This window comes from Brevibacillus dissolubilis (genome assembly GCF_006170445.1).
GTDB lineage: Bacteria > Bacillota > Bacilli > Brevibacillales > Brevibacillaceae > Brevibacillus_B > Brevibacillus_B dissolubilis.
Window position 1 is genome coordinate 32,272 of record NZ_VCNA01000012.1, and the last position, 14,927, is coordinate 47,198.

Here is a 14,927-nt window from a genome sequence, read left to right on the forward strand (position 1 = left end):
CGTGAAAAACATAGTGAAACAGATCACCTTGTCGCTCAAAAATCCGATTATCCATAATCATGTGGTTTATGGACAAGAAGTGTTGCCGGGATTGGCGTACATTGACATGATCTATCAGCTTTTCAGAGAACATGGTTATTCCTATGCCGACCTTCAACTCCGCAACTTGTCTATCTACACCCCACTCTCCGTGGGGAAGAATGCCACCACGATCCTCACAATCAGTTGTGTGGAGAAGAAGGCAGGACGCTGGAATGTCACCGTAGAAGGCCACGAACAGCGCAGCGGCCAACCGGCTTCCAATAAAAAAATCTACATGAAAACCGAAATGCACACAGGCACACCCGTGGTATTTGCAGAGACGCTTGAGTTGGATCAACTCAAGCAGTCTTTGCTCCGTACCGTCGATCTCAATACCATGTACGACCAATGCCGCAGTCAGGAGCTGGTACACATCGGCTTCATGAAGGTAGAAGGCCAGATCTACGAGACCGAGACGGGAATCGTGATGGACCTGTCTGTCGGGGAAGAGGCTCTTCCCACAGCAGAGCATTTTATGTTTCACCCGACTCTGATCGACGGCAGCGGGGTCGGCTCCAACCTGATGGTAGCGTCACTGGTAAAAGGTGAGGAGCGGCTCTACCTGCCTTTGTTCTATGAGTCGTTTAGTGCCACAGAACTTTTGCAGACAAAATGTATCACACGGATTCAGACTTCCTCCGTACGCATGGAAAAAGAGCTGATCTACCTGACCATGGAATTCTTCAATTCTGCCGGGAAAAAGGTCGCCGAACTGAAAAACTTCACAAGCAAGCTCGTCCGGGGAGCGGAGCTGATCAATCCGGAGCGAAAACAGACAGCCCAATCAGCGGAAGAGCCAGAGGCGGTACAGTCGGCAGAGGGACAACAGCTGGCTGAGCCTGCTGCTGCTACTTTGGATTCAACCCAAGCAGCATCTTCTACGGCTCCCGCGAGCAATGCCAACACCACCAACACCGGATCATACGACACCATCATCGACTTCCTGCAACAACTCATGGCAGAGCGCCTCAACAAACCAAAAGACCAGATCGAAACCGAGGTCGGCTATTACCAGATGGGCCTCGATTCGCCTGGTCTCTTAGATGTAGTAGAAGCAATCGGGGACAAGATCGACGAGAGCCTGTCTCCGACACTGCTTTTCGAATATACAACCGTCGCGGAATTGGCTGAGTATCTGGAGGAAAATTACGCGTCAAGCTTTGGCGGGTCAGCCCAAGCGGGGCAGGAGGACGGAGAGGCAGTCACGCCTGCTCATTCTACTTTTGCTTCGGCGACCTCATCTATGACAGCAGCCACCACTACGGCTGAACCAGCTATTTCCCAAGGCACAGCCACTCACAAACCATCAACAACCGCTGCTACACCTTATCAAAATGTAGTCGGTGACATCGCCATCATCGGGATGGCAGGCCGCTATCCGCAAGCAGGCAACATCCATGAGTTCTGGCAAAATCTCAAAGACGGAAAAGACTGCATCAGCGAAGTTCCTGCCTCTCGCTGGGACTGGCGCAGTCTCGAAGGCATCACGTCTCCTTCTGGCAAAAGCATCTCCAAATGGGGCGGCTTCATCGATGATCCAGATTGCTTCGACCCGCAATTTTTCCGTATCTCACCAAGGGAAGCCGAGACCATGGACCCGCAGGAGCGTCTGTTCCTCGAAGCCTGCTGGGAATCGATCGAGGATGCAGGCTACACCCCTAAGACACTGGTAGAAGCGAAGGGCAAAAGCAAAAGACAAAACGTCGGCGTCTTCGTCGGGGTCATGCACAAGGATTATTCCCTGATCGGTGCCGAAGCGATTGCGAAGGGTGATGTCTTCCCGCTCTCGCTGAACTACGCACAGATTGCCAACCGCGTCTCCTATTTTTGCAATTTCCATGGGCCGAGCATGGCAGTCGATACAGTTTGTTCATCTTCACTGACCGCCGTTCATCTGGCATTGGAGAGCATTCGCCACGGCGAGTGCGAGGTGGCACTGGCGGGCGGGGTCAACCTTTCCCTGCATCCGAATAAATATATGACCTACGGCATCTGGGACATGTTCTCCAGCGACGGCTACTGCCACACCTTCGGCCAAGGCGGTGACGGCTACGTATCCGGTGAGGGGATTGGTGCTGTTCTTCTGAAGCCGCTGGATAAGGCTGTGCAGGATGGCGACCGGATCTATGCGGTGATTAAGGCAAGCACCGTCAACCACGTCGGTACGGTCAGCGGCATTTCCGTCCCAAGTCCGGTCGCCCAAGCAGATCTGATCGAGGCTTGCTTGGACAAAGCGGGCATCGACGCGCGGACGATGAGCTACATCGAAGCACACGGAACAGGGACATCCCTCGGTGACCCGATTGAGATCCAAGGCTTGGTCAAAGCATTCCGCCAGCATACACAGGACAAGCAATTCTGTTCCATCGGTTCGGTCAAATCCAACATCGGTCACGCTGAATCCGCAGCAGGCATCAGCGGCTTGACCAAGGTAGCGCTCCAGCTCCACCACAAAACGCTCGTGCCATCCTTGCATTCTCTGGAGCTGAACCCGTATCTGGATTTACCGAAATCTCCATTCTATATCCAGCACGTCACCGAAGAATGGAAGCAGCCCGTCATCATCGAAAACGGACAAGCAATCACCTATCCACGCCGCGCAGGAGTCAGTTCTTTTGGCGCGACAGGTTCCAATGCGCACATCGTACTGGAGGAATACATCCCAGAGAAAGCGCACAATGACAAGCCTGTCCAGCTGATGACCGATGCCCCAGCCATTATCCCGCTCTCAGCGAAAAGCCCGGATCGCCTCCAAGCGTATGCGAAGAAGCTCCACGATTTCCTCCACGACGGAATCAATCTGGCAGATCTCGCCTATACCTTGCAGGTAGGCCGTGAAGCGATGGAAGAGCGGGTCGTGTTCCTTGCGACCAGCATCCGAGAACTGAAGGAAAAAGTTGCCGCCTTCGCAGAAGGTAACGAAGCGGCCACACCTCGTTGGATTGGGCAAGACAGCAATCAAGAGAAGACTAATTCCCATTCGAAAAGCTCCAGTCAGGACAACCCGGCTGACTTACATACATGGATCAAAGAAGGCAACGCCACCAAGATCGCAGAACGATGGGTCAAGGGCCTTGCGATGGACTGGAAGCTCCTTTACGGAGACGCCAAGCCTGCACGGATCAGCCTGCCTACCTATCCGTTCGAAAAAGTCCGCTATTGGCTGCCGCTGACAGACCGCTCGCAGGATAACGGAAAACCGAGCGCAGCCGCCGTCAGTGCCATTCATCCGCTGTTGCATCAGAACATCTCTGACATTTCGGGCTTGCAGTTCCGTTCGGTCTTTACCGGGGAAGAATTTTTCCTGGCAGATCACGTAGTCCAAGGCCAACGCATGCTGCCGGGAGCCGCTTATCTGGAGATGGTTCGGGCCGCTGTGGAGAAGGCGGTAGCGGATCAGACAGAAGCACGAATCGAGCTGAAAAATATCGTCTGGATTCGTCCTTTTGCCGTAGCAGACCAGAAGACACCGCTTCACATCCGGCTTTACCCAGAGGATGATGGAGAGATTGCCTATGAGATCTTCAGCGAATCCCACGACGAGGTGGATGCGGAAGATGTGGTATACGGTCAAGGCAGTGCAGTGCTCTACCCAGTAGAAGAAGCACCTGTGCTGGATATCGGCACGTTAAAAGAAAGCTGTAACATACGGGAATTCAGCTCCATTGAATGCTATGCAGCGTATCAGCAGATGGGGATCGAGTATGGGCCGGGCCACAAAGGGGTCGAGAACATCTATGTGGGGAATCAGCAGCTTTTGACCAAGCTGTCCTTGCCAACCGCCATTGCCGATACGATTGACCAGTATGTCCTGCACCCGGGCCTGATCGATTCCGCTTTGCAGGCGTCTGTAGGGCTGCGGCTATCCGCAGATGATTTGAGCAAGCCCATGTTACCTTTTGCTATGGAGTCTGTTGAAATATTCGGGAAATGCACCTCCTCGATGTGGGTATACACCAGATACAGCGAAGGCAGCACCCCTCACGATCTGATTCAAAAGCTGGATATCGACTTGTGCGATGACCAAGGCAAGGTAGGCGTGAGATTGAAGGGCTTTGCCTCTCGTGCGCTGGAGGGTGAAGCGGCTGTGGCTGGAGATTCTGCGACGATCGGCACGCTGTTGCTTGAGCCGGTCTGGACGGAACGGGCTGTTACCCAAGGCCAGCCAGCGGTTGATTTTACAGCGAGAAAAGCAATTCTCTGCGACTTCAGCGAAATCACATCGGGGCAACTGAAAGCGGAGCTTGACTGCATCACGTTCCATAATAGACAGGACAGCATCCAAGAGCGTTTTGAAGCGTATGCTGTGCAGGTTTTCGCGGAAATCCAGAAAATCCTGCTGTCCAAGCCAAAGGGGAATGTGCTGATTCAGGTTGTCGTTTCATCCCAACGCGGTCAGCATCTGCTCAGCGCTCTGTCTGGATTGTTAAAAACAGCTCAGATGGAGAACCCAAAACTGACCGGGCAACTGATCGAAGCAGAACCGGGCATCCACGCAGAAGATATCGCCCGCCTGCTCGAAGAGAACAGCCGGGGCCGAATCGACAAGCACGTCCGTTACCAAGAAGGCCAACGCTTGGTGGCTGGATGGAATGACATTGAGATTGCACAAGCGGGTGCCGAAGGAAAAGCCGATGCGCAAGCAGGCGTCCCTTGGAAAGACAAAGGCGTCTACCTCATCACGGGCGGTGCAGGCGGTCTCGGGCTGATTTTTGCACAGGAAATCGCAAGCCAAGTGAAGGATGCCGTCTTGATCCTGACAGGCCGCTCCCCACTGAACAACGAAAAAGAATCCCAGCTCCGCGACTTGCAGAACGCAGGAGCACGGGTGATATACAAGCAAGTCGATGTCACGCAAAAAGCGGCGGTACACCAGCTGATCCAAGACATCCAAGCTGAATACGGAAGCCTCAACGGTATCATCCACAGCGCAGGTGTCATCAAGGACAATTTTATTCTGAAGAAAACCAGCGAAGAGATCCGAGAAGTGCTCGCACCAAAAGTCACTGGACTGGCTTATCTGGACGAGATCACGAAGGAGCTGCCGCTTGATTTCTTCATTCTCTTCTCATCTGGAGCATCTGCAGTCGGCAACCTGGGTCAAGCTGATTACGCGATGGCCAATGCTTTTATGAACGTCTACGCGGAATACCGCAACACACTGACAGCCAGTGGACAACGCCACGGCAAGACTCTCTCCATGATCTGGCCACTGTGGAAAGAGGGCGGCATGCACGTCGACGCCGAATCCGAGAAGTTCATGAAGAAAACCACTGGCATGGTGGCGATGCGGACCGAAACCGGTATCCGAGCGTTGTACCAAGGGCTGGCTTATGGCAAGTCACAAGTGTTGGTCGTCGAAGGCGATGTCCAACAAGTCCGCAACCTGCTGGAGCTTGAGCCATCTGATACGGCAACCGCTACCGATACCGCCGCTCTGCCAAGCCATGATCCGCAAGCAGCATCAGGCGTCGCCCAAGACGTACTGAAGGAAAAAACCGAACAGTACCTCAAAGGCGTCCTTTCCCACATCACCAAGCTGCCAGCCGATCGCATCGACGCAGGTGCTCCGATGGAGAAATACGGCATCGACTCGCTGATGATCATGCAGATGACCAACGAATTGGAGCGTGAGTTCGGGTCATTATCCAAAACCTTATTTTTCGAGTATCAGGATATCCGTTCATTGGCAGGGTATTTCATCGAAAATTATCATAGCCAGCTGATCGGCTTGCTGGGTATCAAGGAAGAAGCGACGCCAGCGGATGAGCAGACAAGTACTTCTGCCGCGAACACAGGCGCAGGCTCGAATGACCCACGAGTTCAGTCACAGACGCAAGCGCAGTCACAGAAGACACCGACACAAGTACAGATCCATACAAAAGCCAACCGCCGCCGCAAATCATCTGGCTATGTACCTGTACAGAAGCTGGCTCCAAAAGCAAAGGAAACACCAAAAACAGACACAGACATCGCGATCATCGGGATCTCGGGACGTTACCCGCAGGCCGATACGATCCACGAGTTCTGGAAAAACCTGCGGGAAGGCAAAGACTGCGTCACCGAAATTCCAAAAGACCGCTGGGATCACAGCCTGTACTACGATGAGGACAAAGACAAACCGGGCAAGACCTACAGCAAATGGGGCGGCTTCATCAATGATGTAGACAAGTTCGACCCACGCTTTTTCAATATCTCACCACGGGAAGCAGAGCTGATCGACCCGCAGGAGCGCCTGTTCCTGCAATGCGTCTACGAGACGTTGGAGGACGCGGGCTATACCCGTGAAAATATCGGCGCACCAAGCGGTTTTGATGTGGGTGCCAATGTCGGGGTCTACGTCGGGGTGATGTATGAGGAATATCAATTATATGGGGCGCAGGAGCAGGCACTCGGCCGACCAATTGCGCTGACCGGCAATCCATCCTCCATCGCCAACCGTGTGTCGTATTACTTCAATTTCCACGGGCCGAGCATCGCTATGGATACGATGTGCTCCTCTTCCTTGACCGCGTTGCATCTGGCTTGCCAGAGCCTGCAGCATGGAGAATGCGAGGTCGCTGTCGCGGGTGGGGTCAACGTCTCCATCCATCCGAACAAATACCTGATGCTCGGACAAGGCAAATTCGTATCCAGCAAAGGCCGTTGCGAGAGCTTCGGCATCGGCGGGGAGGGCTATGTACCGGGTGAAGGCGTCGGGGCGATTCTGCTCAAGCCATTGGCAAAAGCGATTGCAGACGGTGACAACATCTATGGGGTCGTCAAAGGCACCGCGATTAACCACGGCGGAAAAACCAACGGCTACTCCGTTCCGAACCCAAATGCACAAGCCGACGTCATCCGCCGCGCCTTGAAGGAAGCGGGAATCGATCCACGTGCTGTCAGCTATATCGAAGCACACGGCACCGGGACATCGCTGGGTGATCCAATCGAAATCGCGGGTCTGACCAAAGCCTTCAGCGAACACACCAAAGACAAGCAGTTCTGTGCCATCGGATCAGCCAAATCCAACATCGGTCACTGCGAGAGCGCAGCCGGAATTGCCGCCATCACGAAGGTATTGCTCCAGCTCAAACATCGACAGATCGTGCCTTCACTGCATTCCCAGGTGCTGAATCCGAACATTGATTTTATAAACACGCCATTTGTCGTCCAGCAAGAGCTTGCCGAGTGGAAGCGTCCTGAGCTAGAAATCAACGGCGTCACCAAAGAAGTTCCGCGAATTGCCGGGATTTCCTCGTTCGGCGCAGGCGGGGTCAACGCGCATGTCCTGATTGAAGAGTATATTCCGAGTGCGGAGACAGCAGGTGCTGGCATCAGCCCGACTGCTCCAAGCCGCCAAAATCCTGTCATGATCGTGCTCTCCGCCAAGAACGAAGAGAAGCTTCAACAACGGGCACAGCGCCTGCTTGCCGCCATCCGCGAATATCACTACACCGACGCCGACCTTGTGAGAATCGCTTATACGCTCCAAGTCGGACGCGAAGCCATGGACGAGCGTCTGGCCGTGCTTGCGGGAAGTATTTCCGACCTCGAAGAAAAACTGAGCAGATTCACCGAAGGCCAAGCCTATATCCAAGACCTCTACCGCGGACAAGTCAAGCGCAACAAAGACACCCTCGATGTATTTGCTGCAGACGAAGATATGGCGCAGACCATTGAAGCTTGGATCCAAAAAGGGAAGTATGGAAAGCTCATGGATCTATGGGTGAAGGGACTGCACCTGGATTGGAACAAGCTCTACGGCGATACGAAGCCGCGCCGGATCAGCCTCCCTGCGTATCCGTTTGCCAAGGAGCGCTATTGGATCGGGGAGAACAGTCTAAAAAAGGCAGGGGGAAGAACCACGGGCGAGACCGGGGGCAGCCTGCAACCAGTTATGGCAACATCGGTTGATACCCTCAAACCTGTGGCAGCCGCTCAATCCGCTGGAGGTATACAGCCTGTTACTCCGGTGCGATCTTCTGGTAGTACCAGATCTGCCGATCAAGCAAGACCTGTCAGCAGTGTAATGCCAGGTGCTGTTCAACAGCCATCCACTCCTGCACGAGCAATCGTAAACACACAACCTATCGCGACAGAGTTCACCGCTTCTCATGTGAAGGCAAAACCAACCGATGTCGCATTGAAGCCGTTGCTGGATGGACAGACCCAACATGTGATTCCGACAACATCATCCACGACCACGTCTCACTCGACCGTATCTATAGAAGCTCTGCACGAAGAGCTGACGGCAAGCTTGGCCGACGTTCTTTTCATGAATCAGGCGGACGTAGATGTAGACGCCAAATTCATCGATCTCGGTATGGATTCCATCACGGGTCTGGAATGGATTAAGGCCGTCAATAAACATTATGGAACCAACATCATGGTGACCAAGGTATATGATTACCCGACGATCCGTGATTTTGCCGGTTTCCTCAAAAACGAACTGGCGAAGCAAGGGAATCAGTCGCTCCCAGAGATCCCGGCGACCCCAGTGACACCTGTTCAAGCAGCGCAGGTACTGAATAAGCCAACGAACATCTTGTTACAACCACTAACACTTGTTTCGGAAAACGCAACTCAATCAGCTACACCAGTCGTAGTGGTACAGCAACAGCAGCTAACCCAGCAACCATCCATTCAACAGCAACCAGTCCAACAGCCAACTCCAGCGGCCTCTGCACCAGCACAGCCTTCGGTTTCGGTCGAGGCTCTGCACGAAGAATTAACGGAAAGTCTGGCAGAAGTCCTTTTCATGAATCAATCAGAAGTCGATCTGGACGAAAAATTCATTGATCTCGGCATGGACTCCATCACCGGACTCGAATGGATCAAGGCAATCAATAAGCGCTATGGAACCAACATCATGGTGACCAAGGTGTACGACTACCCGACGATTCGTGATTTTGCCGGGTTCTTGAAAAATGAACTGGGTAAACTGGGGACTCATACTCTGGCCGCCGCTTCTGCGTTGCAGCCAGTCCACACCGCACAGGATGAACTGACACCAATCCCAGCGGCAACGGCAACGACTGCCGCTACCACTATGAGTCAGCCTGCCGTGTCGGTAGAAGCCCTGCACGAAGAACTCGCAGCGAGTCTGGCCGAAGTCCTATACATGGAACACTCCGATATGGATCTGGATGAAAAATTCATCGACCTCGGCATGGATTCCATCACGGGTCTGGAATGGATCAAAGCCATCAATAAGCGTTACGGAACCTCGATCGTGGTCACCAAAGTATATGACTACCCGACCATCCGTGACTTTGCCGGATTCCTGCAAAAGGAACTGGGTACGACCGTAACCCTGCCAACGCAAGAGCCTGCGCCAGAACCAGCATCGGCTCATGTCTTGCAGCCTGTTACTGTAACTCCAACTGCACAACCGAAGCCAGCAATGGAAAATGTCCAAGCCGAACAGCCAGTTGCGAAGGAAACGCGAGCTACGGAATCCGTAGGGATCAAACCTGTCGTTACAGCACCAAAAGAAGCAGCAGCCCCAACAGTTGCAACTCCAGCACCGAAACCTTCAGACGCCACCATCCCAACATCTCCAGACGCCATCGCCATCGTCGGCATGTCTGGCAGATACCCAGGGGCAGGCGATCTGACGGAGTACTGGGACAACCTGATCCATGCCCGCAATTCCGTCCGTGAAATTCCGACATCACGCTGGGACGTGAATCAATACTATGATCCGAAGCTGAGCCAAAAAGGCAAAATCTACTGCAAATCGATCGGCGCACTGGATGAGATCGAATATTTCGATCCGCTCTTTTTCAATATTCCTCCGTCCGAAGCGGAACTGATCGACCCGCAGCACCGCATCTTTTTACAAGAAAGCTATAAAGCGTTCGAGGATGCAGGCTACAGTCCACAATCCCTGAGCAACCAAAAATGCGGTGTCTATCTGGGCATCATGAACAATGATTACGGCACCTTGCTTTTGCAGAATCAGCTTGGTGGAAGTGCGACCGGCAACACCTATTCCATCGCAGCCGCCCGCATCTCGTACTATCTCAACCTGAAAGGCCCTGCCATCTCGATTGATACAGCATGCTCCTCCTCGTTAGTCGGGACGCATCTGGCCTGCCAGGCATTGAAGACCGGGGAGATCGACATGGCTCTGGTCGGCGGTGTCACCCTCTACCTCACGCCAGAATCCTACATCAGCATGTGTGGAGCAGGGATGCTGTCGCCAGACGGTCAATGCAAAACGTTTGATAACAGCGCCAACGGTTTTGTCCCAGGTGAAGGGGCGGGTGCATTGGTGCTCAAGCGGCTGAAGGATGCCGAGGCGGATGGCGACCATATCTACGGGGTCATCATCGGTACAGGCATCAATCAGGACGGCAAAACCAACGGCATCACCGCACCGAGCGCCAAAAGCCAGATGGAGCTGGAGCGCGACATCTATGACCGCTATCACATCCATCCGGAGAGCATCAGCTACGTAGAGATGCACGGAACCGGAACCAAGCAAGGCGATCCGATCGAGCTGGATGCGATTTCTACTGTTTTCCAAGAAAGAACCGACCAAAAGAACTTCTGCGCCATCGGTTCCGTAAAAAGCAACATCGGCCATACCTCAGCAGCCGCAGGGGTAGCCAGCATGCAAAAGGTGCTGCTCTGCATGCAGCATGAAAAGCTGGTTCCGACCCTGAACTTCACGAACCCGAATGAGCATTTTGATTTTGAGAATTCGCCGTTCTATGTCAATACCGAGTACAAGCAGTGGGAGACAGCCAAGGGTGCACCGCGCCGGGCTGGTGTCAGCTCTTTTGGATACAGTGGGACGAATGCCCATCTGGTGATCGAGGAGTACCTGCCAGGTAAAAACAGACCGCAACAAACCGAATCTACTGAACCGGTTCTTTTTGTCCTGTCTGCCAAGAGAAAGGAACAGCTCAAGACCTATGCTCAAGGGATGAAGCGTTTCATCCAATCCCAAGCGCAATGGAGTCTGACCGATCTGGCATACACTCTGCAGGTTGGACGAGAAGCGATGGATCACCGGATGGCTTTTGTAGCGGATTCCAAGGAAACACTGCTGCAATCTTTGGATGCATTCCTCGCAGACAAAACCACGGCAGGCATTTTCACAGCCCAAGTGAAACAGAGCAAAGGGGAGGTCAAGGTCTTCGAAACAGATGAAGACGCCAAATCCCTGCTTGAGACGTGGATTGAAAAGAAAAAACTCAGCAAACTGGCTGAGCTGTGGGTCAAAGGCTTACGGATGGATTGGAACAAGCTGTATGGCGGCGAAGTCAGACCGCGCCGGATTAGCCTTCCTGCGTATCCGTTTGCCAAAGAATATTACTGGATTCCAGAAAATCCGGACAAACCAGAGGCGGAGAATGGTCTTGCGCCTAAGACGACAACTGCAACCGTACCGACAACGACGGTGGCTGAGGGGACGAATGACAGCGCAGAGACACGCCCGACCGTCTTCCTGAAGAAACAGTGGGAACCAAGCCCAATCGTTTCTACCAAAAAAGGAAGCCGCACCATCGCGATCTTGGCTAACAAGGAGACTGCGAGCCTGGCTGTTGAGCTATCCGCGCACCTCTTTGACTGCCAGATCCTTCAGATCAATAATATTGGGTCACAACTGTCCGAGTATGACTGGACAAGCTTTGACGGGTTTATCGATCTCATCGGTTGCGGAAGCAGCACTGATGAGCAGATGAACTGGATGATGTGGCTGCAAAAGCTGATCGAGCACGGGCATCGGGAAGGCCTGACCGTGATGTGTGTCACCAAAGGCTTGGAGTCTTTCCAAAATTCTTCGATGAACCTGTCCGGTGCAGCCTATGTCGGGCTCTATCGCATGCTGCAGACCGAGTACAGCCATCTCAAATCAAGACATATGGATGTGGAAGCCCTCCTCGATGATCAGGCCATCGCCCGACTGATCGCCGAAGAGCTGTACGCAGAGGGTACGGATATTGAGGTGTGCTACCGCGACGGAATCCGGTACCGTGCCCATCTGGCTGAATGGTCGATCTCGGAGGATACGACGGAACAGATGCCACAGGCATTCCCCGAAGGACATGTACTGCTGGTCACAGGCGGGACAAGAGGTCTTGGCTATCTGTGCGCCCAGCATTTTGTGAAGCACTACGGGGTCAGACGCTTGGTACTGACTGGCCGCGAAGCACTGCCGCCTCGTGACCAATGGACCGCGCTCCAACAATCCGGCACATCTGTCGGGAAGAAAATCGAGTCCATTCTGGAGCTGGAAGCACTAGGCGCACAAGTACAAGTGCTCTCCTTGCCTTTATCTGATGCTGCTGCCGTCCAAGAAGCCCTGCAGGACATCAAAACCAGTATGGGCCCGATTGGCGGCGTGATTCATTGCGCGGGGATGGGCGATATCAAAAACCCTGCCTTCATGCGCAAAGCCGTAGCCGATATCCAAAAGGTACTGGAGCCAAAGGTCGCTGGACTCCAAACCCTGTACCATGCACTCCGCGATGAACCATTGCAGTTCTTTGTCCTGTTCTCCTCTGTGTCCGGCACGATTCCTGTTCTGGCAAAAGGACAGAGCGATTACGCCATGGCAAATGCCTACATGGACTATTTTGCGGAAGCGCACAAGAACGACAGTCCAATCGTCAGCATCGTATGGCCGAACTGGAAAGAGACAGGCATGGGTGAAGTAAAAGGCAAAGCGTACGGTCTGACCGGACTGCAGGCAATGACCAATGCGGAAGGCTTGCAGCTGTTGGATCAGATTCTTTCCCAGAAAATAAATGCGGTCATCCTCCCGGCGGTGATTAACCCTGATCGGTGGAACCCTCGCCGCTTGATGCAACGTGTGATAGAAGACAACCCTTCAGCTGGAACACCGCTTCGGAATGACGCGGAGACAGTTACGGCGCGAAGTGAGTCTGTGAAGGCGGAAGTGGTCAGAGTAGAGCCTGCCAAGCCTGAGCCTGTATCGGCGCCTGTATCGGGATCTGTCTCTGCGTCCCCATCTTCATCTGCGCCAATCTCTCAAGAGTTCGCAGATCTCACACATGAATGGTTGCTAGGCCTTTTCTCTAAAGAACTGAAAATCAGCCGTGACAATCTGGAGATCGACGAACGGTTCGAAGAGTATGGGATCGATTCGATTGTGCTGACCCAGCTGTTGCAGCAGATTAACCAGCAGATCGCAGGAAACATCGATCCGTCGATTATCTTTGAGTATCCGACGATTGAGTCTTTTGCCGAATGGCTCATGGATGCTTATGCGCATGAATTGATGAAAGTGTTGGGGATTTCTTCGAAGAAGCCAGAGCAGCCGCCAGTGGTGGCTCCGAGCACGGATCAGGCTCCGGATGCGTCACCAGCCCCAACCGATTCTCCGATCCCGACCGTGTCCTCTGTCATTCAGAGCGAAGTAGCAAACCAGTTCACCGCATCTGCACAAGAAATCATCCAACCACAACAACCCGCACAAGTGCAGGTAACGGTGACACCACCAAGCACAACCACCCGCACTGAAGATATCGCCATCATCGGACTCTCCTGCCACTTCCCAGGGGCAGAATCGCTGGAGCAATACTGGAGCCTGATCGCAGAAGGCCGCTCCGCCATCGGCCCTGTCCCACAGGAACGCTGGGGATACGCCAACTCCTACTACGCGGGCCTGATCGACGGCATGTCGCATTTTGACTCCGAATTTTTCCGTTTGCCAGATGAGGATGTCCAAGCGATGGACCCGCAGGCACTGGCCGTGCTGGAGCAAAGCCTCAAGCTGTGGTATCACGCGGGATACACCCATCAGGAGATCAAGGGTAAGCCAATCGGGGTCTACCTTGGCGGACGAAGCCAGCATAAGCCGGGCGAAGCAAGCCTGCAGCAAGCACGCAATCCAGTTGTAGCACTGGGTCAAAATTATCTGGCAGCCAACATCTCGCACTTCTTCGACCTGCGCGGCCCAAGCCTCGTTCTCGATACGGCCTGCTCCTCAGCCTTGGTCGGTCTGAACATGGCGATTCAAGCCCTCCGCAGCGGCGATATCGAAGCAGCAGTTGTTGGTGGCGTCAGCCTGTTGAATACAGATGATGCTCATCAGATGTTCTCGCAGCGCGGACTTTTGTGCGCAGATCCTGCCTTCCATGTATTCGACCAGCGCGCAGGTGGTGTCGTCCTCGGGGAAGGCGTCGGTATGGTTCTGGTGAAGACCTTGTCACAGGCGCTTCAGGACGGAGATTCCATCTACGCCGTAATCAAAGCAACAGCGGTCAATAATGACGGAAAAACAGCAGGCCCGGCCACTCCGAACCTGCAAGCCCAGAAGGATGTCATGCAGGCAGCCCTTGCGAAAAGCGGCAAAAAAGCCTCTGACATCAGCTACATCGAAGCCAACGGATCAGGCTCCACCGTTACTGATTTACTGGAGCTAAAAGCAATTCAATCTGTCTACCGCTCTTTTGGTGAGGCTCCCATCGGCTTAGGATCGGTCAAGCCGAACATCGGCCATCCGTTGTGCGCAGAAGGGATCGCCAGTCTGATCAAAGTGGTGCTGATGCTGAAGAACCGCCAGCTCGCCCCATTCCTGTCCGGCGAACAAGGCATGGAGCATTTTGATATGGAAGCTGCCAACTTCCGCATGTACCGCGAATCTACCGAGTGGATGGGTGCCACACCTGTCGCAGGCATTAACTGCTTCGGCGACGGAGGAACCAACGTCCATGTGATCATCGAAGCATGGGAAGAGACTTCACCACGCACGGTGACAAGACACCCTCTGCCACAGCCGGAACTAAAGCGCAAGCCGCTCAAACAAGACAGCCAACCTCAACTCCAGGGTGCTTCCAAGGGAATGTTCTGGAAAACATTTGCGTAAGAGAGGAGTTGTAAGATAG

At 53.7% G+C, this 14,927-nt stretch carries 1 protein-coding gene; it reads left to right on the top strand.

Annotated elements, in window-relative coordinates; genetic code table 11:
- Position 1 precedes the first annotated feature (1 nt).
- Positions 2-14,908, top strand: a complete 14,907-nt coding sequence (locus FGI41_RS19870) for an SDR family NAD(P)-dependent oxidoreductase (RefSeq protein ID WP_304364769.1) — start codon at positions 2-4, stop codon at positions 14,906-14,908.
- The last annotated feature ends 19 nt before the right edge of the window (positions 14,909-14,927 follow it).